At 64.7% G+C, this 21,157-nt stretch carries 22 protein-coding genes; 16 read left to right on the forward strand and 6 right to left on the reverse strand.

Annotated features, from left to right (window positions below):
- Window positions 1-5 precede the first annotated feature (5 nt).
- The 3 genes from ACY48M_RS12645 to ACY48M_RS12655 all read right to left on the reverse strand — a co-directional run bounded on the left by ACY48M_RS12645 (window position 6) and on the right by ACY48M_RS12655 (window position 3,110).
- Window positions 6-1,529 carry an ABC transporter substrate-binding protein gene (locus ACY48M_RS12645; protein WP_462820650.1) on the reverse strand — a complete coding sequence of 508 codons (1,524 nt, stop codon included), beginning with the start codon at window positions 1,527-1,529 and terminating at the stop codon, window positions 6-8.
- A gap of 80 nt (window positions 1,530-1,609) precedes the next feature.
- Complete coding sequence (gene mshD / locus ACY48M_RS12650; RefSeq protein WP_462820651.1) at window positions 1,610-2,482, reverse strand: mycothiol synthase; 873 nt, start codon at window positions 2,480-2,482, stop codon at window positions 1,610-1,612.
- A complete protein-coding gene (locus ACY48M_RS12655) occupies window positions 2,436-3,110 on the reverse strand; it encodes a winged helix-turn-helix transcriptional regulator (protein WP_462820652.1) in 675 nt (224 codons plus the stop codon). The genes mshD and ACY48M_RS12655 overlap by 47 nt, the downstream gene beginning before the upstream one ends.
- A 148-nt stretch (window positions 3,111-3,258) precedes the next feature.
- Between ACY48M_RS12655 and ACY48M_RS12660 the strand changes: the two genes are divergently transcribed.
- From ACY48M_RS12660 to ACY48M_RS12710, 11 genes are all read left to right on the forward strand, one after another.
- The gene (locus tag ACY48M_RS12660; protein ID WP_462820653.1) at window positions 3,259-3,894 is read left to right on the forward strand and encodes a TetR/AcrR family transcriptional regulator; all 636 of its coding nucleotides are present in this window, start codon (window positions 3,259-3,261) and stop codon (window positions 3,892-3,894) included.
- A 236-nt stretch (window positions 3,895-4,130) separates the two neighbouring features.
- Complete coding sequence (locus tag ACY48M_RS12665) at window positions 4,131-5,516, forward strand: acyl-CoA dehydrogenase family protein (RefSeq protein WP_462820654.1); 1,386 nt, start codon at window positions 4,131-4,133, stop codon at window positions 5,514-5,516.
- Between the two features lie 105 nt (window positions 5,517-5,621).
- Window positions 5,622-7,103: an MFS transporter gene (locus tag ACY48M_RS12670; RefSeq protein WP_462820655.1), complete on the forward strand. Its 1,482-nt coding sequence runs from the start codon at window positions 5,622-5,624 to the stop codon at window positions 7,101-7,103.
- A gap of 184 nt (window positions 7,104-7,287) precedes the next feature.
- A complete protein-coding gene (locus ACY48M_RS12675) occupies window positions 7,288-8,499 on the forward strand; it encodes a flavin reductase (protein WP_462820656.1) in 1,212 nt (403 codons plus the stop codon).
- A gap of 105 nt (window positions 8,500-8,604) precedes the next feature.
- Window positions 8,605-9,927: an acyl-CoA dehydrogenase family protein gene (locus tag ACY48M_RS12680; RefSeq protein WP_462820657.1), complete on the forward strand. Its 1,323-nt coding sequence runs from the start codon at window positions 8,605-8,607 to the stop codon at window positions 9,925-9,927.
- Window positions 9,924-10,454, forward strand: a complete 531-nt coding sequence (locus tag ACY48M_RS12685) for a nuclear transport factor 2 family protein (protein WP_462820658.1) — start codon at window positions 9,924-9,926, stop codon at window positions 10,452-10,454. Before ACY48M_RS12680 ends, ACY48M_RS12685 begins: the two co-directional genes overlap by 4 nt.
- On the forward strand, window positions 10,447-11,064 hold the full coding sequence (locus ACY48M_RS12690) for an NADPH-dependent FMN reductase (protein ID WP_462820659.1): 618 nt from the start codon (window positions 10,447-10,449) through the stop codon (window positions 11,062-11,064). Before ACY48M_RS12685 ends, ACY48M_RS12690 begins: the two co-directional genes overlap by 8 nt.
- Before the next feature lie 128 nt (window positions 11,065-11,192).
- Window positions 11,193-11,495, forward strand: a complete 303-nt coding sequence (locus ACY48M_RS12695; protein ID WP_462820660.1) for a hypothetical protein — start codon at window positions 11,193-11,195, stop codon at window positions 11,493-11,495.
- A gap of 159 nt (window positions 11,496-11,654) precedes the next feature.
- A complete protein-coding gene (locus tag ACY48M_RS12700) occupies window positions 11,655-12,263 on the forward strand; it encodes a nitrobindin family protein (RefSeq protein ID WP_462820661.1) in 609 nt (202 codons plus the stop codon).
- Window positions 12,253-13,380, forward strand: a complete 1,128-nt coding sequence (gene ygfZ / locus ACY48M_RS12705) for a CAF17-like 4Fe-4S cluster assembly/insertion protein YgfZ (protein ID WP_462820662.1) — start codon at window positions 12,253-12,255, stop codon at window positions 13,378-13,380. Before ACY48M_RS12700 ends, ygfZ begins: the two co-directional genes overlap by 11 nt.
- Window positions 13,381-13,409: 29 nt before the next feature.
- A complete protein-coding gene (locus ACY48M_RS12710; protein WP_462820663.1) occupies window positions 13,410-14,537 on the forward strand; it encodes an FUSC family protein in 1,128 nt (375 codons plus the stop codon).
- A 9-nt stretch (window positions 14,538-14,546) separates the two neighbouring features.
- Here ACY48M_RS12710 and ACY48M_RS12715 read toward each other — a convergent pair whose 3' ends face one another.
- A complete protein-coding gene (locus tag ACY48M_RS12715; protein ID WP_462820664.1) occupies window positions 14,547-15,011 on the reverse strand; it encodes a hypothetical protein in 465 nt (154 codons plus the stop codon).
- A 146-nt stretch (window positions 15,012-15,157) separates the two neighbouring features.
- Between ACY48M_RS12715 and ACY48M_RS12720 the strand changes: the two genes are divergently transcribed.
- On the forward strand, window positions 15,158-15,904 hold the full coding sequence (locus ACY48M_RS12720) for a phosphoglyceromutase (protein WP_462820665.1): 747 nt from the start codon (window positions 15,158-15,160) through the stop codon (window positions 15,902-15,904).
- 86 nt (window positions 15,905-15,990) lie between these two features.
- On the opposite strand, the gene phoU is transcribed toward ACY48M_RS12720, so the two are convergent.
- Window positions 15,991-16,644 (reverse strand): phosphate signaling complex protein PhoU, encoded by a 654-nt coding sequence (gene phoU / locus ACY48M_RS12725; RefSeq protein ID WP_462820666.1) that lies wholly within the window; start codon window positions 16,642-16,644, stop codon window positions 15,991-15,993.
- Between the two features lie 176 nt (window positions 16,645-16,820).
- Here phoU and ACY48M_RS12730 point away from each other — a divergent pair, with 176 nt between their 5' ends.
- Both ACY48M_RS12730 and ACY48M_RS12735 read left to right on the forward strand, forming a co-directional pair.
- Window positions 16,821-17,990, forward strand: coding sequence for a sensor histidine kinase (locus tag ACY48M_RS12730; protein ID WP_462820667.1), 1,170 nt, complete (start codon window positions 16,821-16,823; stop codon window positions 17,988-17,990).
- Entirely contained in the window at window positions 17,987-18,679 is a 693-nt protein-coding gene (locus tag ACY48M_RS12735) for a response regulator (protein WP_462820668.1), read from the forward strand. The genes ACY48M_RS12730 and ACY48M_RS12735 overlap by 4 nt, the downstream gene beginning before the upstream one ends.
- A gap of 45 nt (window positions 18,680-18,724) precedes the next feature.
- Here ACY48M_RS12735 and ACY48M_RS12740 read toward each other — a convergent pair whose 3' ends face one another.
- On the reverse strand, window positions 18,725-19,186 hold the full coding sequence (locus tag ACY48M_RS12740; protein ID WP_462820669.1) for a hypothetical protein: 462 nt from the start codon (window positions 19,184-19,186) through the stop codon (window positions 18,725-18,727).
- Window positions 19,187-19,349: 163 nt separating this feature from the next.
- Here ACY48M_RS12740 and ACY48M_RS12745 point away from each other — a divergent pair, with 163 nt between their 5' ends.
- Window positions 19,350-19,832, forward strand: a complete 483-nt coding sequence (locus ACY48M_RS12745; protein ID WP_462820670.1) for a CarD family transcriptional regulator — start codon at window positions 19,350-19,352, stop codon at window positions 19,830-19,832.
- A 137-nt stretch (window positions 19,833-19,969) separates the two neighbouring features.
- Entirely contained in the window at window positions 19,970-21,142 is a 1,173-nt protein-coding gene (gene ispD / locus ACY48M_RS12750) for a 2-C-methyl-D-erythritol 4-phosphate cytidylyltransferase (RefSeq protein ID WP_462820671.1), read from the forward strand.
- The last annotated feature ends 15 nt before the right edge of the window (window positions 21,143-21,157 follow it).

Here is a 21,157-nt window from a genome sequence, read left to right on the forward strand (position 1 = left end):
CATGACTAGCGCGGCTTGATGTTCCAGAGGTACGGCACCGCGTTGTCGGCCTGTCGGGCGACGAGCGTGTGGCTGTTGGTGATGTAGGCCGACTGAATACGGAATGTCGGTGCGAACCACGCCTGTTCGACGACGTACTCTCCGAGCTCCGCTGCTGCCGCGGCCTGCTCTGGCTCGCTCTCATCGCCCATTCGGATGGTCTGCGCCAGTTCCATCACTGTGGGGTCTTCGATCCTGAAGGGGTTCCAGGCGGAGAACGGCATCAGTGAGAGCTGCAGCGCTTCCCACGCTGTCGCTTCAGCTTGGAGCTGCATGGTGAAGGCAGACCATGAGCCGCCGAGCATGCGTCCGAAGAGTTCGTCGCCCGTCATCTCCCATTCCAGGGTGATGCCGACTGCGGCGAACTGCTCCACATAGAGGGCTCTCTCGGTTTCTGGCGCATAGCTACTGGTGGGCATCACAAGGGTGAGGCCGTCCGCGTACCCTGCTTCCGCGAGCAGTTCGCGCGCCTTCTCAACGTCGTAGGGGTAGCGGTCGTCGAGCTCTGGGTCGAAGGCCGCCGAGGTCTTGCCAAAGACTTGCGTGGTGGGGGTTCCCCAGCCTGCGGCGAGTTCTTCAGCGAGTAGTTCGCGGTCGAGCGCGTGGTTGATGGCTTGACGCACGCGCACATCGCCGAGCGCGGGGTTGATGGTGCCTGCGCGGTCGGCCAGCACGATGCCGGCCCAGTCGAATTCTGAGATGTGGGCGCTGTATCCGGCGGCCTCTGCATCGACGAGCTGCGTGGCGCTCTGCAGTGGCGTCGCATCGACGGCACCGCTTTGAATGGCTTCCAGCATCGCGGGCGGGTCGGCATAGAAGGTGATGATGATCTCTTCGTAGGCGAAGCTGCCGGCGTCCCAGTGGTCGTCGCGGCGCTCAAACACCCAGCTGGCGCCCGGCACGCTTTCTTGCGTGTTGAGCAGGTATGGGCCAGAGCCGATGGGGTTGGTTGCGGCGTCGGCGGCATCCCACATTGCGGGTGCGCTTTGGAGGCCTGCATTTTGCGAAAGGTGCGTGAAGAACGCCGGGTCGGGCTCTGAGAGCGTGACCTGAAGTGTGTACGTGTCGATGGCCTCGGCCGACGTCATTCCCATGAGGAACGCGGCGTTCTCGGATGCGCCGTCGCGAAAGCGCTCAAGGTTCTCGGCGGCAACTTCGGCATCGAATGCTGTGCCATCGCTGAACGTGACATCTTCGCGCAGCGTGAAGGTCGCGATGGTGCGGGTCTCGTCGTACTCCCATTCCGTCGCGAGTCCGGGGGTGACCACACCCTGGTTGTCTGCCCGCAAAAGGGTGTCGTAGACTGCCTGATAATAGGGTGACTGGGTATCCCAAGCGGCGTCCCACGAGGCGAAGGATGTCATCGGAACAAAGACCCCGAGGTCGAGTGTCGTGTCCTTTGCGGCGGCTTCTGCGGCACAGCCGGTGAGGGCGAGTGCGCCAATGACGCCGATTGCGGCGATACGTCGGGCTGTGGTGATGTGCGACATTGCACGTCCTTCCTGGCATGAGCAAAACTCTCGGGCAAGGGCCGAGACAGGTGAACGTTAGCAGCGCGCGGTCGCTCGAATCAGACTTCTTTTTCGTGCCGGTACTGCACGTCGACGGCGTAATCGCCAAAGTGGAACGCGCGGTAAAGGCGCACGGCGGCTTTGTTGTCATCATCGACATATAGCGATGATGTGCGGATGCCGCAGCTCGCGAGCCTCGCGAGCCCGGCCCGCACAAGCAGCCGTCCGAGCCCCGATCCCTGCTGTTTCGGGCTTACTGCGACAACGTAGAACTCGCCGACGCCGCCTTCGACCTTGAGCCAGCAGAACGCGTCGAGGGTGCCGCCAGCCCCCCGCAGCAGCAAAAGGTCGTCTGGATCAAACCACGGCTCGGCCATTCTCGCATCGAGGTCGGCCTGGGTGAGTGCCCCCTGTTCTGGGTGGGCTGAGAACGCCGCAGAGTTGAGTGCGAGCCAGTCAGCATCGTCGATTCCGGGGCGGAAGGCGCTGAAACTATCGAGCGCGGCGGCGTCGACCGGCGCGGTGAGATCGATGGGAGCACGGAGCTGCAGCAGGCGACGCACAGGGGCGAAGCCCATGCGGGCTGCGAGGGCGCGAGCACCAGGGGAGTCACCGTGCGCCCACACCAGCACGTTGGAGCACTCGGCGAGCACGAGCTCGAGCAGGGCTGCACCGTAGCCTTGCCGACGGGCCTCGGGGTCGACGACGAGTTCGGCTTCGCCCGGGGCGCCGTGCAGCACGATGGCCGCAGCATCCTCACCGATCGTGAGGAGTGTGCGTCGCCCGGCACGCAGCTCGACCAGTGTCTGATCGGAGAAGGGAGGTTGGCCGTCGACTCTGGTCGCGCGGGTGATTAGCCCAGCGAGCCAGTCAGGGACGGCGGGGTCATGAGCCTTGATCGTCATCGTCGTGGCCGGTGAAGCGGTAGCCAACGTTGCGCACGGTGCCGATGAGCGACTCAAGGTCGCCGAGCTTTGCGCGCAGTCGTCGCACGTGCACATCGACGGTGCGCGTGCCGCCGAAGTAGTCGTATCCCCAGACCTCGCTCAGCAGCTGTTCGCGGGTGAAGACGCGGGAGGGATGGCTCGCGAGGAACCGCAGCAGCTCGAATTCTTTGAATGTGAGATCGAGCGGCTTGCCCTGCACCTTTGCCGAGTAGCTTGCCTCATCGATGACGACACCGGATGCCTGGATCTTTGAGCTCGTTTGATCGCCGGTCTTTCGCCCCATGGCGAGACGAATGCGCGTGTCGACTTCGGCCGGGCCTGCATCGACGAGTAGGACATCGTCGATCCCCCACTCCGAGGTGACGGCGGCGAGACCCCCTTCGGTGACGATGAGGATGAGCGGAACAGTGATCCCGGTGTTGCTGAGAATCTTGCAGAGAGCTTTGGCTGCGGCGAGGTCTTTGCGCGCGTCGACCATCATGAGGTCGCAACTCGGCGTGTTCACGAGTTGGGCCGGGGTAGCCGGTAGCTGCTTCACCCGATGGCTCAGCAGGCCCAACGCAGGTAGCACCTCGCTGTCGACCGCTGATGTCAGTACTAACAACTGCGCCAACGGGGCCTCCAAAATTCTGACGTCAGTCTAACCAGTCGCCGCGGGTGTCGCGTGCACCGATGCTGTCTCTGCCGTTGCGCCACTGCCCTGGTCCCGATCGGAGAGGTATTGTCGAGTCTCTATAGCTTTCTCGAGACGAGGGAACGTGATGTCGGAGCTGACGGATCGCACAAATCGGACCAGGCTCGCTCCGGGCCGTCAGGGTGAGATTTTTGCCGCCACGCTGGAGCTGATCGAGGAGGTCGGTTACCAGGGTTTGACGATGCCGGCGGTCGCGAGGCGGGCCAAGTGCAGTACGGCGACGTTGTATCGCCAGTGGGAGGGCAAGCCCGGACTCGTGCTCACGGCCCTCCGGTGGCATCGGCCGGAGAATCCGCCTGGCGATGTCGACACTGGCACCCTCCGGGGAGACCTTCTGGCCCTCATGGACGATCTCGTGCAGGTTACTGACTCTGAGATGACAATCTTGGCCGCACTCTTGCATGCGGCGACTGGCGATGAGGTGCTCGCGGAGAGGCTGCGCGGCGAGCTTTCTGTGCCGGCTCGCTCGTCGCTCAATCTCGTGATCGATCGCGCCGTTGCGCGCGGAGAGATCGAGATCAGCGACACGACCCGGCGCTATTGCCATCACATCGCGCTGTCTCTCCCCCTTGCGAGGCATCTCGCCGACGGCAGCCGTCCCGATGCCGAATATCTCGTCGGATTCATCGACACAATCCTCCTCCCCGTGCTTGAGCAGTCACGATTCGCGCGGCAACTCTCGGGTGCTAGCGCTCGCGGCTAACGCGCGCCGCTTGCAATTCGCGGAGCAGGGCATTACTGTCGCGGTGAGCTAAACGAAGCAGTTCGTTTCGATAAGAACGTCGATCTGCTTCCAAATCCTGACTACGTCAGGCCTGCTCTGCGCACCCAACGGTCTGCTGACACGAGCTGCGCTTGATCACCACGAACGAACTGGAATGAACAATGACGTTACCGGCCAGACCGACGACCGACGGACCCCCGCCAGGAATGCCCCCCATGGGAGCGCCTCCAGTTTCTGGACCCAAGTTTGCCGAGTCGCCGCACCTCACCGAGGTTGGCCGGCGGATGCGCGACGAGATTCTCGAACTAGTTCCACTGCTGCGTGAACACGCGGCAGAGGGCGAGGCGCTCGGAGAGCTCGCGCCGGCAACGCTCGAAGCCGTGCACCGTGTCGGTGCGTTCAAGGTCACCATCCCGCTTGAACTCGGCGGTTCAGCGCTCGGCGCTCGCGACACAGCTGAGGTGGTCAAAGCGCTCGGGCAGGGCGATGCATCGGCCGGCTGGCTCGTGATCGTCTCGAGCGCTGCGAAGAACACGCTTGGGTTCGATGAGAAGGCCCGCGACGAGGTCTTCGCCGGTATCGAAGATTGGGTCGGGCCGATCATGTTCGGCGCAACCGTCTTCGCCCCAAAGGTCGGCGACGGCCGCAAGGTCGACGGCGGCTACATGGTGAAGGGCAAGTGGTCGTTCGGTAGCGGCAGCAAGCATGCTGCCTGGGGCACGGTCGGGTTCGAATACGACGACCCGCAGAGTGGCGAGCGTCGTCGCGGCATGGGCATCCTCTCTCGTGATCAGTATTCGATTGTCGATGACTGGCATGTCATGGGACTTCAGGCGACGAACTCGAACAGCGTGCGCGCCGATGAAGAGGTCTTCGTGCCCGACTATCGCGTCGTCCATACGAACGAGCTTCGACAGCGGAACGAAGCGATCGAAGGCAAGTACTCCGGTCTCGCCTTCCAGCACAGCCCAATCGGTGGCATGGTCGCTACCACCTGCGCTTTCACCGCGCTCGCGGTCGGCATCGCGGAGGGTGCCCTTGACGCCTTCCTCGAGCAGGCGGCCAAGCGTCCGCCGTTCAATCTTCCGTACAAGACGATGTCAGAGATGGCGTCCATCCAGATCGTTGCTGGCAAAGCCCGCGCCGCGATCAATGCCGCCAACGCGGTGCTGTGGCGTCACGCAGATGAGATCGACCGCCGCGCGACCGCCGGCGAGGGGTTCGCTCCCTGGGATGAGCCCGAGATCACCATGGACCTGGTGCACCAGATTCACGAGTGCCTCCGTATCGTAGACAGCTTCTTGCTCGCGCTTGGTTCGTCGGCGGTGTCGCTGTCGAACCCGATCCAGCGTGCGGTGCGCGACATCCACGTTGTCGCGACGCACGGCGCGTTCCGCGTCGACCCCATGGCCGAGATCAACGGACGGGCCCTGTTCGGCCTCGAGCCGTTCCCCATGATGGTTGCGCTCGACTCACCACCGCCCAAGGGCGCCCCGCCTGCCGGTGGTCCGCCTGCGGGAGGCCCGCCTGCCGGGTTCCCGCCGCCTGGGGCAACCCCGCCTCCCGGAGCACCGCCCGCTGGGATGCCGCCCCGCCCCTAGTTCACCACCCGCAGCACAGCGTTACCGAACCACCCGCATCATCATTCACGCAGTATGGCGAGCGTCACAGCCGACGTCCGCTCGGACCGAGTCGAAGGAGTCTCAATGTCTAGCACCAATCCCTCTGTGAAGTCGGGGGCGAAGTCACCAGACCTCGCCCCTGACGGCACGCCGCAGAAGCTCAGCTGGAAGGAATACGTCGGAGCTTTCGTCAAGGCCCCGGCGAAGGCGAAGGCCGCGCTCATCGGTAGCCTGCTCCTCGTATCCCTCAGCCCTTCTGCGTTCTCCGCGCTTACCCCGTTCGTGGTGCCAGCGTTCGCGATGGACACCGGCATGGCAGCGCCAGACGCGATTCTGCTGTTTGTCACGCTGCCGATCATCATGGGCCCGCTCTTCCTGCCGTTCGCCGGACGCTGGGTAGACCGGCATGGCGCGAAGCGCTTTGCGCTCATCGCGGTGATTTTCTACGCGATCGTCACGGCGTTCATTCCGCTGGCGGGCCAGTCTTCGACTCCCGTGCTGGCCATCACCCTCATCATCTCCGCGGTCTTTGGTTTTGCCTCAAGCCTCGGAGTTGTCTTCAAGATCATCGGTTCCTGGTTCCCCCAGCACCGCGGTATCGGGTTCGGACTCGTGGGTGTTATGGCCAGCGTCGCCGCCGCGATCCTCTCGCCGGTGTTCCAATGGCTGATCAACGGCAACGCTCCGGCGGCAGAAGCGCCGCCTGCTGGCGAAGAGATGCCGTCGGGACCGCCGCCAGAGGGAATGACGGCAGCTCCAGTTGACCCAAGCGTGTTCATGGGTGTCGGCTGGGATGGCGTGTACTACATCATCGCTATCGCCATTGCCGTGATCGGTATCCCCACTGTGCTCTGGCTCATCTCCGAACCGAAGATCGTTACCGTCGTCGACGGCGGGCCGAAGGTCGTGGATTCGATGCTTCCGGGCGTGCCCTTCTGGAAGGCTGTTCCCACGCGCGCCTGGATCTTCATCCTGCTGGTCCTCACGCTCGCTGCCACCGGACCGGTCGCTATGCGTCAAAACGCAGTGGACTTCTACGGCTCGACTGGCATCGGCGCCTCCGAGGTATCGTTCGGGCTCTCGTTGCTCTTCACCACGTCTGTGATCGGACTGTTCGTTGGCGGCGCCGTGCTCGACCGGGCACGTCACCCGTGGGTTGTCGCGGTGCTCGTTGCGGCTGTGCCGATCGGTCTGGCCCTCGCGCTCATGAACACCGGTTCAGTTCCGCTTATGTACCTCTCGATGGCGTGCCTCGGTTTCGCGACCGGCGCAGAGGCTGCCTTCGGGCCGTCGCTGCTCGTGAGGTACTTCGGATTGAAGTCGCTGGCAGCGCTGCAGGGCTTGGTGCTCGCAGTCTCGGGTGCGGCCCTCGCACTGGCCCCGTACGTCGTGAGTGCCATCCAGGCCAACACCGGCAGCTACACCATTCCGTTCCTGACAGTGACTGCGATTACTGCGCTCGCGGCCGTGTTCGCTGCGCTGCTTCCGAAGTACCCGAAGCCGTGGTCCATGGAGCTGGCGCCCAAGGAGACAAAGGGCGAGCCCGTCCAGGCGAAGTCCGAGTAAGCGGTGCCGCGCCGGTCGATTGCCAGGGGGGGCATCGGCCGGCGCGGTGCGTGCACCAGGGACTGTTCAGTAGTGGACTGTACAGTTCAGCTATGACGTCCACTCGAAAGCTGGTGATCGCAGTGCAGTTCATGTATCCGGCGAGATCAGGCTGTCCCATCTCTCCCAGAGTTGCTGCACCCCAGTGAGTGACACCAGCACTCAACCTGAGGTGGCCCGCACCGAATGGTGGCGGGCGGTGCTCAATGAGTACCCGACCGGGGTGTCGCTCGTCACCATGAAGCTCGCAAGTGGCGAGCCGATCGGCATGATCGTCGGCAGTTTTGTGGCAGTGAGTCAAGATCCGCCGCTTATCGGGTACTTCGGCGACGACGTGTCGACGACATTTCCATCGTTTCTTATTGCCGAGAGATTTGCCGTAAGCGTTCTCGGCGAAGAGCACGACGATCTTCTCCGCGCCTTCATTCGCAAAGACGACAACCGGTACGAGCGGGCCGAGCTCGTCACAACGCCGAACGGTCTCCTGCGGCTCGGCGACGCTGTTGCATGGTTCGAGGCCCGCACGGATTCGATCCAGCGCTACGGTGACCACCAGCTCGTCGTCGGTGCCGTCGACCACTTTGGTGTCGGCTCAGATGAGGCGGGGTCACCGCTCCTCTATCGACGGGGAGGGTTCGGTTCATTCGCTATACCGTCAGACACCGTCGATGCACGATTGATCGGTGAGCGTCTTAGTGCAGCCCAATCTGCGACCGAAGTGTTGCGCGCGGTCGCCGATCGCATCGGCCGCGACATTGCGATCACGACCCTCGCGGGCGAGTCAGTAGTTGTGCTGGCGGTGGTGCCGCCATCGCAGACGGGCGAGCACGCACCGAGTCCGAGTCCTCAGGCGCCGACTCCGGTGCGCGCGATTGGGCTTTCGCTGCCCTTTGCTGCCCCCGTCGAGCCGCTATTCGCAGCATGGGCACCAGATCGCGTTCGGTCGTTCTGGATCGAGCGCGCGCGCCACTTGTTCGGTGCCGTCGATCGCCGTCGCGTTGAGGCGCAGCTCGCGGCGATGCGCGAACGCGGCTATGGCGTGTCGATCGATCGAGACCTCACCTTCCGGTTCATGACTCACGCCACCGACCCCAACGCCGAGAAGGAGTCGTATGCGCGGGTGTGGAGCGAGTATGCGTCGCAGACGATTGCGAGCGTCAGCGCCGACCTTCCCTTGGGCGACATCGCCGCCATCCAGGTGCCGGTGTTCGATGCCGAGGGCATGGTTGTTCTCGGCCTTACCGTGAGCGTCGTTGGTCCATTTGATGAGGCTGCAGAACTTGACGAATTTGCTGCGCAACTCGTTGAGGCCGCCAGCCTCGTCTCAGCGGCGATCGCTCCGGCTTTGAGAACCTAGGCAGTGGGCTTCCGTTCACTCGCCAGACTTGCTGGTCCCGATACGGACCGCTAGTCTTCTATCAAAACGAAACGCTGTCGTTTCGATAACTTGAGGAGTTCAACGATGACCCAGCCGGCTGGCCCGCCGCCGTTTCCCCCGCCCGTCCCGACCGGGGCCATCGAGTCTCCCTGGTTCTCCGACAAGGGCCGGGAGATCCGCGACAAGGTTCGCGACCTTCTGCCGCTCATCCGCGAAGACGCTCAAGAAGGCGAGCGGATTGCTGCGTTGACTCCGCGAGTGCTCGAGGCGCTTGCAGACGCAGGCATTTACAAAATGACGATGCCCGAGGAGTGGGGCGGGTATGCGCTCGGCACCCGTGACCTGCTCGAAATCATTAGTGTGCTTGGCGAGGCGGATGGCTCTGCCGGATGGTCTGGGTTCGTCGGCACAGGCATCAAGAACCTGCTCGCATTCGATCCAGAGGTCGTCGAAGAGGTTCGCGTTGACGCTGAAGGGTGGACCGGCCTGGCCGTTGTCGGCGCCTCAGTGTTCGCTACCAATGTCGGCCGGGGCCGTCGCGTCGATGGCGGCTGGATGGTCGAAGGTCGCTGGGCATTCGGCAGTGGCTGCAAGCACGCACGCTGGGCAATGGTCGGTGTCGAGTACGACCCGACGACCCACCCTGGTTCTGGCCGAGGTGTCGTCGCTGTTCCGCAGTCCGACTACGAAATCCTCGAAGACTGGAACGTCATGGGACTCTCCGGGTCTTCCAGCAACTCGATTCGCATTGCGAACGAGACTTTCGTGCCCGAGCATCGCTTCATCGATCTCGCCGAATACCCGATGCGGTTCGCTGAGCTGAACACACGCTACAGCGGCCCCGCGTACCAGCAGGGCGGAACCGCCTTGCTCGTTACGGTGGCCGTCGCCGACGTTGCAATCGCGCTGGGAATGGCGCGCGGTGCGTTGTCGTGTTTTGCCGAGCAGGCCGCGAAGCGTGCACCGTTTAGCCTTCCGTACCCTACGATCGCTGACATGGCGAGCGCACAGGTTGCCGCGGGCAAGGCGCTTGCAATGATCAACGTCTCCGCCGCAACGATCGAGGGCATCGCCGATCAGGTCGACGCGCGAACGGCAGCAGGTCTCGACTTCACGCGTGAAGAGGAGAGCGAGATCAGCCTCAACATCGCGTACGTCGCCAACCTCTGCGAAGAGGCCATCAACCTCCTGCAAAAGACCCTCGGCTCATCCACTGTGGCGCTGAGCAACCCGATCCAGCGTTTCGTGCGCGATGTCCGGGTCTTGACCTCACACGGGGCAATTCGCGTCGACCCGCAGGCGGAGCAGAACGGCCGCAGGGTGCTCGGAATTGCCCCGTTCCCCATGTTCGCCGGCGCCGTACCTGAGCGTCGTTCAGACTCCAAAAAGGAAGGATCCCACGCATGAGTGGTTTCACCATAGTTAACGGGATCGCTGAGATCAGCGACCCCGCCATCTACGAGAACTGGCTCGACAACGAAGAGTTCAAGGCGGCAGTTGCTGCCTCCGACACTCCGGAACGCACTGCGAAGAAGCGTCTCCTCATCGAGTTCGAAGCCGAGCTCTCGCGCATGGTTCGCGACAACAGAGTGCAGGAGGACGTTGTGGAGGTGATGACGAAGTACATCGCCGATGACTACATTCAGCGCGATCCGAACACTCCCGGCAATGGCCGGGACGCACTGATCGAGAACTTCCGTCGCGTGCCCATCGTGGGTCAAACCCCGCCGCCCGTGGTTGGCGTGCTCCTCGACGGTGACGTCGCCTGCCTGATGATGCGCGAGCTCGCACCAGATCCAGTCGTGCCCGGTGGCACGTACGAATGGAACATTCTTACGGTGTTCCGTGTGCGCGACGGCAAGCTTGCCGAGCACTGGAGCACCTTCCGCAAGACAATGCCAGGAAAAAACCCGATGGGACCAGACCTTGACTAAACTTCAGATTATCGTCGGCAGCACTCGCCCGGGCCGTATCGCAAAGCCGATTTCCGACTGGGTGTATGAGCGCGCCGTCGCCGATGGGCGCTTCGAGGTCGAGCTTGTCGACATTGCTGACTACAACTTGCCGGTGCTGGATGAGCGCAACCACCCGGTCATGGGCAAGTACGAGAACGAGCACACTCAGCGCTGGGCTGCGAAGATCCGCGAAGCGGATGCGTTCATTTTCGTCGCACCCGAATACAACTACGGCCCGTCGATCGCGCTGCTCAATGCGGTCGACTACCTCGGCCGCGAGTGGGCATACGCGCCTGTCGCGTTCGTCAGCTACGGCGGCATCGCGGGAGGCCTGCGAGGCGTTCAGGTGATGAAGCAGATCGTCACGACCCTTCGCATGGCGCCGATTCCTGACGGAGTCGTGCTGCCGCTGGTGTTCCAGCACCTCCAGACCGGTGAGTTCGTGCCGCCCGCCTCCGCGGAGCCCGCGTTCGGGCCGATGCTGACAGAGCTGGAGCGCTGGGCTGGTGCACTCCAGCCGCTGCGCGCTGCTGGCCCGCCCGCCGCGATGCTTCCGCCGGGACCGCCGCCGGGAGGACCTCGCCCGTAAGAGCGAAATAGTCGGATTACGCCGGCCAGTGGGTGAAGAACCCACTGGCCGGCGTTTTTCATTGGGCTGAAATCCCTGGGGAGGGCCGGACTCTGCCTCACCCAGGCACGATGAGGCAGGATTGAACCATGGTCGTCATCGAAGAGAGCCCCGCACCTTCGCGGCGGAGCGCCTGGATGAGCGTCGGCGTCGTCTGGGCGCTCGTGCTCGCCGGTGCGGCTGCTGCGCCGCTGATCGTTGATCGCAGTGAGGCATTGCAGTGGTTCCCGATGTTGCTCGCCGGGGCGACCATCCTCGCGTTCTGCCTGCAGCTCGCACTTGACAGCAAGACAGGCTTCGTGAACCGGCTTGCGGCCACCGTCACAGGGTCGGTGGTGATCCTTGCGGCGGCGAGTGGCGTCGTCGCGCTGATCGCCCCAGCGGGAGGGTAGAATTGCAGCATGCTGCTCGCACTTGAACTCTTCTTCGTCGGACTTCTGGTTCTCGCCATCCTGGCCATCGGTGGCGTTTCGGCCGTCGTGGTCTATAACCTTTTTCGCGGCCAGCGCTAGCCGCACCGCTGGCCCAGACCGCTGCTGGGGGTCGTCCGCATGATCGAGATCGACGCTTCCGTTCCCTCTGAGCTTGTGCCGCTGTCGTGGCTCATAGGTGTGTGGGAGGGCACGGGTGTGGTCTCGTACCCGATCGACGGTGAGCTTCACGAGTTCGAGTTCGGACAGCGTGTCAGCTTCAGTCACGACGGCACCAATCACCTCAACTACAGCGCCTCCAGTTGGCTGCTGAGCGATGAGCCGGATGCCGCCCCCGAGCCGCTCACCGCAGAGACCGGCTATTGGCGGCTTTCGCGTCGTCTCACGCCCGGCGACCCTGGCCCAGGCATGCTGCGGGGGAGCGGATCGGCCCCGTTCACGACTGCGGACGCGGTCGAGACGCTCCGCAACGCTGATGGTGGGTTCGACCTCGAAGTGTCGATCATTCATCCTGGGGGCGTCAGTGAGCTTTATCTGGGGCAGGTGAAGGGCCCTCGCATCGATCTCGGCACTGACGCTGTGATGCGCTCGGCGAATGCTCGCGACCATGCGGCGTCGACGCGGTTGTATGGGCTCGTCGACAATCATTTGCTGTGGGCGTGGGATATTGCCGCGCTCGGCCAGCAGCTCACCTCGCACGCGTCGGGCAGGCTCGCTCGTGCTGAGTGACACCGTGCAATCCCCGTGGCTTGGTCGCCACGGCGCTGTCGCCGCCGACGGGCCGGATGCCGGTGTCGCCTCGCACTACGGCGACCCGAATCGAGAGCAGCGGCAACTCGAGGCTGGTCGCGCGATCGTCGATCTTTCGAACCGCGGAGTCCTCGCCCTTACCGGTCCCGACCGCCTCTCGTGGCTTGATTCGATCAGCAGCCAGGCGATTTCGGGCATGCAGCCGGGAGACTCCGCCGAAACCCTCATCCTCGACCCGAATGGGCGCATCGAGCACGCCGTGCGGCTCATCGACGACGGCGAGACCCTCTGGCTGCTTGTCGAGGCAGCGCAGGTCGAACCGCTTGCGGCGTGGCTGTTGCGCATGCGATTCATGCTCCGTGTCGAGATCACCGATCGCACGGCGGATGTCGCGACCGTCGGTGCGTTCGCCGACCCGAGCGTCATCGGCCTTCCGCTGGCGGCCCCTGCGGGGGTGCCGCTTGTGTGGCTCGACCCGTGGCCGGCGGTTGTCGAGGGTGGCTGGCAGTATGCGGCGGCTGAGCATCCGGGCCTGTCGTTTGTCTACCGCGAGGCGCTCGTGCTTCGCGAGTCCCTTGCGGCCTCCACCGTGCCTGCCGCTGGCACGCTCGCGCTCGAGGCCCTCCGCATCGCCGCCTGGCGTCCGCGGTTCGCGCTTGAGGTGGATGAGCGGTCGATTCCCCACGAGGTTGACTGGCTTCGCAGCGCAGTGCACCTTGCGAAGGGCTGCTATCGCGGGCAGGAGACGGTCGCCAAGGTGCACAACCTTGGGCACCCGCCACGACGGCTGGTCATGTTGCACCTCGACGGCTCCGATGAGGTGCTGCCGGCGCCGGGGGATGAGACGACGACGGCCGATGGCCGGGTTGTGGGTGCTGTGACCTCGGTGGCGCGGCACTACGAGCTCGGCCCGATTGCGCTCGCGATCATCAAACGCACGGTCGACCCGCACGAGACGCTGACGGTGACCACCGCCGATGGTGTTGTCGCCGCCGGCCAGGAAATCATTGTGCCGCCTGGCGCCGGCGCGACGGCCGGAGTGCCGCGTCTTCCGCGGCTCGGTGCCGCAACCCGGCCGAGCCGCCCTGGAGCCTGAGTGTTGACCTCGCTGCGGGGGCGGAGCGCATGAGCACACCAGGTGACCAGCCTGCCCGCCGTTCCAACGCGGCGCGCATCGAGCGTGCCCTCAACCGTCGGCTCGACGCGAAGGCAGCATTCGACCGCACGGTGCAGTCGCTGCCCGCGATCGCGCAGATCGTCATCGCCGGTACGATCGCGTATTTCATTGCTCACGACCTGCTTGGTCACGAGATGCCCGCCATTGCCGTGACCGTCACAATCTCGATCCTCGGGTTCTCGCGGGATGCGAGGCCGCGCCGCGTGCTCGAGTCGGCCGTTGGCATCCTCACCGGCATTGTTTTGAGCGAAGTCGTGCTCACGCTCCTCGGCACAGGCTGGTGGCAGCTTGCGCTCGTGCTGTTCATCACGCTGCTGGTCGCCCGCATTGTGTCGCCGAGTGCGCCGTTTGCGATCGCAGCAGGAGTGCAGGGGGCTCTCGTGATGCTCATGCCCGCGCCCGATGGCGGGGTCTTTCTCCGCAGCATCGACGGTGTCGTGGGCGGGGTTGTCGCCCTTGTCGTCACGGCGCTCATCCCGCGCGACCCTCGACGCATCGCCGACCGTGACGCTCGCCGGCTCGTCGCGACCCTCTCCGAGGCGCTCGGCTCCGTCGAAACAGCGCTGCGCGAGGCGCACGAACCGGCGGCCGGCCTCGCCCTCGAACGATTGCGGCGCACGCAGGGGCACCTCGATTCGTGGACGGCGTCGCTTGAATCGGCGATCGCGATTGCCCGCATCTCGCCGTTTCTCCGCCGTCACTTGCCCATGTTGCGGCACCAGGCGCGGGTGCTTGCGGGGCTTGACCTCGCGTCGCGTCACCTGCGGGTCGCCACGCGTCGCATCGACTTTCTGGTGCGCGATGGCGAGAAGCGCCCTGTGCTTGCCGACCTCTTCGCTCGCATAGCGAAGGGCATCGACCTGCTGGGCGAAAGCCTCCGCGACCCGACGGCGACGGTCAAGGCGCGGGAGGAGTTCGTTGCGATCATGCCGCTGCTCGACCCTGCGATCATGCTGCCGGAGGCGCGGATGCCCACCTCGATCGTCGTGCACCTGCTGCGCCCGCTTCTCGTCGACCTCGCGGTCGCGACGGGCATGCCCAGTGTTGAGGCACGGGCAATGCTGCCGCCGGTGTGACGGTGCAACCTACTCGTCTGCGGCGGCCCAGCCGTAAACGTAGTCGCCCGCGTTAGCCACGTAGATCGGGCGGTTGAAGCGCTTCGGCTCGCATTCGAGTACCTCATCGGCGATCTCGGCTGCGGCCTCCTCTGGCCACCAGTCGGTCGTGATCGCCGGTTCGGGGGCGTCATCGACCGGTGTGCAGCCCCGGTCGATGATGCCGGTGTCGGAACTGTAGCGGATGAGGTAGCCGGGTTCGGCGCTCGGCAGCAGGTGCACATCGATGTCTTCGGCGTCCCTCGGCACGAACGACGGCATCGCGAACTTCATCTGGCCGGAGGTCGGAGCGTCGTCGTAGGTTTCGAACTGCGCGTCTTCCGGATCTTTCGGCGGGCCGTCTTCGAATGCGGCGTCGAGCCCACTGCAGGCGGTCAGGGTCACGCCGGCGAGGGTGATGCCGGCGATGGCGGCGAGCGAGCGGGTGATGTTCACGGTGGTTCCTCCTGGTCTGTGCCACATGCGGTGACTCATCCAGTCCATCGCCTATGGAGCCTGGGCGAATCGCCCGGAGGGCGCAACCGGCATACGGCGGAGGGATGACATCACCGCGCAATGTGGGCGCTCGATACAATTGCCCCATGACCTACACCCTCATCCTCCTTCGACATGGCCGCAGCGACTGGAACGAGAAGAACCTCTTCACAGGTTGGGTGGATGTGCCGCTCACGGAGGAGGGGCGCGCTGAGGGCCGCCGCGCTGGTGAGCTCATGGCCGAGGCTGGTTTGCTCCCAGACATCCTCCACACCTCGCTGCTGAAGCGCGCCATCCACACAGCGAACATTGCGCTCGAAGCGTGTGACCGCGACTGGATCGACGTGACGCGCAACTGGCGACTCAACGAGCGTCACTACGGCGCACTGCAGGGGCTCGACAAGGCCGAGACGCTCGAAAAGTACGGCGAAGAGCAGTTCATGACGTGGCGCCGAAGCTTCGACACGCCTCCGCCGCCCATCGACGACGACAACGAGTTCTCGCAGGTCGGCGACCCGCGCTATGCCGGCCTCGGCGACGCCGTGCCACGCACCGAATGCCTCAAAGATGTCATCGAGCGGATGCTCCCCTACTGGGAGTCAGACATCACGCCAGATCTCGCGGCAGGCAAGACGGTGCTCGTCGCCGCCCACGGCAACTCGCTTCGCGCGCTCGTCAAGCACCTCGACGGCATCTCGGATGAGGACATCGCCGCCCTGAACATCCCCACCGGCATCCCGCTCGTCTACGAACTCGGTGACGACTTCATGCCGGTGGCGCCGTCACGCTACCTCGACCCTGAGGCCGCGGCCGCAGGCGCGGCCGCGGTCGCGGCACAGGGCACCAAGCACTGACCGTTTCGCTGGTTGAGCGCGGTTCGCTCGGTGGCAATCGCGCCAGCGATTGCGCGGACTGCGCTCAACCAGCGTGAGCGTGCGGTCTAGAAGTCGTTCGAGACCCAGTCGCCGGTCGCCAGGTACTGCACCTTTTTGGCGATCGAGACGGCGTGGTCGGCGAAACGCTCGTGGTAGCGCGAAGCGAGCGTGGCGTCAACGGTGTCTTCGGCCCCACCCTTCCACTTCTCGCCGAGCACGGTGTCGAAGACGCTGAGGTGGAGGGCGTCGACCTTGTCGTCGTCGTTGCGGATCTCTTCGGCGAGACGCACGTCTTCGCTGCTGAGAAGCTCGGCGAGCTTGCGTGCCATCGCAACATCGAGCTGGCCCATCTCGGCGAAGGTGGGTCGCAGCGTTTTCGGCACGACCTTCTCGGGGAACCGGTAGCGGGCAAGCTGGGCGATGTGCTCGCTCATGTCGCCCATGCGCTCGAGCGATGCCGAAATGCGAAGCGCACTGACGACGATGCGGAGGTCGCGTGCGACCGGCTGCTGACGAGCGAGGATCTTGATGGCGAGCTCATCGAGGCTCACGGTGAGCTCGTCGATCTTGTCGTCGTCAGCGATAACCTGCTCGGCAAGTGAGACATCCGACTCGTTGAATGCTCGCGTGGCATTGTCGATTGAGACGGCAACGAGATCTGCAATCTCGACGAGTCGCTCCTGGACCTCCTGGAGCTCCTGCTGGAAAACTTCGCGCATCGACCGTTCCTCATTCCTAGGCTTTCGGTGCAGGCGCAGTGAGCCCCGCACGATCCCGGCCATCCTGACTTGGGGAGGTGAACGGGTGGTGAGCATTCCGTGAACACCGAGGCTTCACACGTCGAACCTGCGTCTCCCCGATCGGACGGGGTCGAGATGTAACTAATCTAGTCGCTATGGAACCCAGCGTGCTGGTTGCCCTGTCGTTGCTCTTCGGCGTTGCCGTGGGCGCTGCACTGGTCAGCTTGCTTCATTACGCCGCCAAACGAGGCGAGCGCGCGGTTGCTGTGGTGCGCGGCGGTGTGCCCGACGGAGTCGACCAGGTGCTCGACGCGCTCGAGTCCGCCGGTGTGGTGCTCGACCCCTCGAACAACGTCATCAAGGCGTCGCCGGGTGCGCTCGCATTTGGCCTCGTCTGGAACCAATCGCTCGTGCATCCGGAGCTTCTCGAACTTGTCGATCGGGTGCGCCGCGACGGTGAAGCCGTGTCAGAAGAGGTGCAGCTCTCGCGCGGGCCCTTCGGTGACGTCACCGTGTTTCTCTTCGTGCGGGTCGCTCGCATCGGCTCCCGCTACGTGTTGCTCCTCGCCGAAGACCGCACGGAGGCGTATCGGCTCGACGAGGTGCGCCGCGACTTTGTGGCGAACATCAGCCACGAGCTCAAAACCCCGATCGGCGCAGTCGGGCTCCTTGCTGAGGCGCTGCAGTCGGCATCCGACGACCCGGAGCAAGTTCGCCGCTTCGCGAAGCGTCTCACGAAAGAATCCGACCGTCTCGCCCGAATGACGAAAGAGATCATCGAGCTGTCGCGGCTGCAGGCGGCGGATGCGCTCGCCAAACCGGAGCTCCTCGAGGTCGACGATGTCGTCGTCGCGGCGATGGATGCAACGCGTGTCTTTGCCGACAAGCACCGCATCAGCCTCGTCAGCGGTGGCGATGCGGGTGCGCAGGTCTACGGTGACGAACCCATGCTCATCGCCGCCGTCCACAACCTGGTGTCGAACGCCGTCCGCTACTCACCCGACAATTCGCGAGTCGGCGTCGGCGTGGCCCGCCGCGACGGTGTGGTCGAGATCTCCGTCACCGATCAGGGCATCGGCATTCCAGAAGAAGACCTCGAGCGCGTCTTCGAGCGCTTCTATCGCATCGACCCGGCGCGTGCACGCAATACGGGAGGATCCGGCCTCGGCCTGAGTATCGTCAAGCACGCTGTGCAAAACCACGGGGGCGACGTGCGGGTGTGGTCACAGGTCGGCAAAGGGTCGACCTTCACCATTCGCCTGCCAGAGGCCTCGACCGCCACGCTCACCGCACGACCATCAGAACCACTTAAGGGAGTCTCGTGACCCGCATCCTCATCGTCGAAGACGAGCGCTCGCTCAGCGAACCGCTCGAATACCTGCTCTCGAAGGAAGGCTACGACGTCACGATCGCCGACGACGGCCCATCGGCCATGGACGCCTTCGAACGCGGTGGCATCGATCTCGTGCTGCTCGACCTCATGCTTCCCGGCATTCCGGGCACCGAGGTGTGCCGCCGCATCCGTGCTGTGTCGGCGCTGCCGATCATCATGCTCACGGCAAAAGACAGCGAGGTCGATATCGTCGTTGGTCTTGAGCTTGGGGCCGACGACTATGTGACGAAGCCGTACTCCTCGCGCGAGCTCCTCGCTCGGGTGAGGGCGGTGCTCCGCCGTCGGGTCGAGCCGGTTGAGGACTTCGACCCCGCGATCGTTGAGGTCGGGTCAGTGCGCATGGACACCGACCGGCACACGGTCGAGGTCGACGGTGCCGAGATCGCAATGCCGCTGAAAGAATTCGAGCTGCTCGAAGTGCTGCTCCGCAACGCTGGGCGCGTGCTCACCCGCGGCCAACTCATCGACCGAGTCTGGGGCTCGGACTATTTCGGTGACACCAAGACGCTCGACGTGCACATCAAGCGCATCCGATCGAAGATCGAGAAGGTGCCGTCTGAGCCAGTGCTGCTCGTGACAGTGCGTGGGCTCGGCTATCGCTTCGAAGACTTCGGCGAATAGGCGGGACTTCGGCGAATAGGCCGCAAATAGGCCGGGGATGCGGCCCTAGGGCAGCAGGTCCTGGTACTCCTCGAGCGCGTTGTCGAGCACCGGGACGAGCAGCTGCTTGCCGGTCTCGTCGCCGTGCTGCACGAAGACGGGGAAGAGTGAACCCAGGTCGGCATCGATGCCTTCGAGCTCGAACACCTCATCGACGCCGATATTCGCGACCTCGCCCGCCGCGACTGTGACCGTGCGGTCTTCTGTGCCGTCGCTGCCCTCCCACTGCAGGGCGACCGTGATGCGCTCGGTGCCCTGGTTGGCGAATCCAGCGACCAGGTTGCCGTTCTCGCCATCTGCACTGATGATCATCGCGTTGAGCACCTTGAGGGAGCCAATGGTCGCTCCCGTGCCGTCGCTCGGGGTGTAGTCATCGGTCGTCGCCTGAGGGGTGATGAAGCCGCATCCGGTGGCGATGAGGGCGATGCTCGCCGAGAGGGCGATGGTGGCGACAATGCGAGCTCTCACGGGGAACCCTCCAGGTGATGAGACAGGGGTGATGGGCGCCTGGGAGACCCATTGGCGGCGCTTCAGAGTTTATCCTACGGGCCGATGCCTGCCGCCCCGGGCGGGCAGGGCTGAGGGGGGCACCGCTGTGGTAAACTGGGGGTCACGGAATGGAGCTCTACCCATGCTTTTCGAGGTCGGCGAAACCGTCGTTTATCCGCACCACGGTGCTGCAACCATTATTGAGGTCAAGAAGCGCGTCATCAAGGGCGAGGAGAAGCTGTACCTCAAGCTCAACGTCACCCAGGGTGACCTGACGATCGAGGTACCGGCCGACAATGTCGACCTCGTCGGCGTTCGCGATGTCATCGGCCAGGACGGCCTGGACAAGGTGTTCGAGGTGCTTCGCGCGCCGTTCACCGAAGAGCCCACCAACTGGTCCCGCCGCTACAAGGCCAACCTTGAGAAGCTCGCCTCTGGCGATGTCATCAAGGTTTCTGAGGTCGTCCGCGACCTGTGGCGCCGTGACCAGGACCGTGGCCTTTCTGCCGGCGAAAAGCGCATGCTGGCGAAGGCGCGGCAGATCCTCGTCTCCGAGCTTGCGCTCGCCGAGAAGACCGACGAAGACAAAGCGTCGAGCGTGCTCGACGAGGTCCTCGCCTCCTAAGACACCGCCTCCGAAGGCACCGTCTCCTAAGACACTGTCGGCCTCAGCCGACACGTCGGCCCCGGTTCGCCATCACGGCGAGACGGGGCCGACGTCGTCTGAGGTAATACGTCGCGGCCAGCGCTACGCTCATATCCATGCTTGAGCCTCGTACCGCCGTTGTCATCGTCGCCGCCGGCAGCGGCACCCGGTTGGGGCTCGGTGAACCGAAGGCGTTTGTGAAGATCGCGGGACGCACGCTCCTCGCGCACGCCCTCGCATCCGTCTTTGGGATGTCTGCACCCGCGCAGGTCGTTGTCGTCGCGCCGCGCGAGCGCCTCGATCAGGCGCAGGCCATCGCCCGCACTGTCGCCGGCCCAGTCGCTGATCTCGTGACGGTCGTCGCCGGCGGAGCGACGCGCCAGGAGTCGGTGGCCGCCGGGCTCGCCGTCGTTGGTGATGCGGTGGACGCCGTGCTCGTGCACGACGCAGCGCGGGCGCTCACTCCGTCGAGCCTGTTCGACGCCGTCGTGAACGCCGTCGCTGATTCGGGAGTCGGCGTGCTGCCGGTGCTCCCCGTCGCCGACACCATCAAGCGCATCGCTCTCGATCACACGGTGGTCGAGACTCCTGATCGTGCGGATCTCGCCGCCGCTCAGACGCCGCAGGGGTTCCCGAAAGCCGAACTCCTTGCCGCCTACACCGCCACCACGGTCGTGCACACTGACGATGCTGCCCTCTTCGCCGCTGCCGGGCACCGTGTCGTGGCGATCGATGGTGATGCGCTCGCCTTCAAGGTGACGACGCCGTGGGACCTCGGCCGCGCCGAAACGCTGTTCGGCACCGTCGTGGCAACGCCGACCGCATTCCGCAGTGGCATCGGCCTCGACGTGCACGCGTTCGACAACGACAGCCCGCTCTGGCTGGGCGGTCTCTACTGGCCAGACGAACCGGGGCTCAAAGGGCACAGCGACGGTGACGCGCTCTCCCATGCGATCTGCGATGCGCTCCTCTCCGCCGCCGGGTTGGGTGACATCGGCGGGCGTTTCGGCACCGCAGACGATCGCTTTGCGGGTGCACACGGGGAGGTGTTCCTCGCCGAGACGGTGCGACTCGTGTCAGGCGCCGGGTTCGAGATCGTCAACGTGGCGGTGCAACTCATCGCGAATCATCCGAAGCTCTCTGGTCGTCGCGTCGAGATGGAGCAGGCGCTCGGCCGACTCGTCGGCGCGCCCGTGAGCGTCTCGGCGACCACCGCTGATGGGCTCGGATTCTCGGGCCGTGGCGAGGGCGTCACCGCCATCGCGACGGCACTCATTCGCTCGGCGTAGGTGCACCCGACGGCG

The sequence above is a fragment of the Homoserinimonas flava genome (assembly GCF_054969005.1).

Bases quoted from the DNA above. Each gene is read 5' to 3' on its own strand.
- ACY48M_RS12660 (WP_462820653.1), top strand. From the start codon at position 3,259: ATGTCGGAGCTGACGGATCGCACAAATCGGACCAGGCTCGCTCCGGGC.
- phoU (WP_462820666.1), bottom strand. From the start codon at position 16,644: ATGCGCGAAGTTTTCCAGCAGGAGCTCCAGGAGGTCCAGGAGCGACTC.
- ACY48M_RS12685 (WP_462820658.1), top strand. From the start codon at position 9,924: ATGAGTGGTTTCACCATAGTTAACGGGATCGCTGAGATCAGCGACCCC.
- ACY48M_RS12665 (WP_462820654.1), top strand. From the start codon at position 4,131: ATGGGAGCGCCTCCAGTTTCTGGACCCAAGTTTGCCGAGTCGCCGCAC.
- ACY48M_RS12645 (WP_462820650.1), bottom strand. From the start codon at position 1,529: ATGTCGCACATCACCACAGCCCGACGTATCGCCGCAATCGGCGTCATT.
- ACY48M_RS12700 (WP_462820661.1), top strand. From the start codon at position 11,655: ATGATCGAGATCGACGCTTCCGTTCCCTCTGAGCTTGTGCCGCTGTCG.
- ACY48M_RS12730 (WP_462820667.1), top strand. From the start codon at position 16,821: ATGGAACCCAGCGTGCTGGTTGCCCTGTCGTTGCTCTTCGGCGTTGCC.
- ACY48M_RS12670 (WP_462820655.1), top strand. From the start codon at position 5,622: ATGTCTAGCACCAATCCCTCTGTGAAGTCGGGGGCGAAGTCACCAGAC.
- ACY48M_RS12745 (WP_462820670.1), top strand. From the start codon at position 19,350: ATGCTTTTCGAGGTCGGCGAAACCGTCGTTTATCCGCACCACGGTGCT.
- ACY48M_RS12695 (WP_462820660.1), top strand. From the start codon at position 11,193: ATGGTCGTCATCGAAGAGAGCCCCGCACCTTCGCGGCGGAGCGCCTGG.
- ACY48M_RS12720 (WP_462820665.1), top strand. From the start codon at position 15,158: ATGACCTACACCCTCATCCTCCTTCGACATGGCCGCAGCGACTGGAAC.
- ispD (WP_462820671.1), top strand. From the start codon at position 19,970: ATGCTTGAGCCTCGTACCGCCGTTGTCATCGTCGCCGCCGGCAGCGGC.
- ACY48M_RS12710 (WP_462820663.1), top strand. From the start codon at position 13,410: ATGAGCACACCAGGTGACCAGCCTGCCCGCCGTTCCAACGCGGCGCGC.
- ACY48M_RS12680 (WP_462820657.1), top strand. From the start codon at position 8,605: ATGACCCAGCCGGCTGGCCCGCCGCCGTTTCCCCCGCCCGTCCCGACC.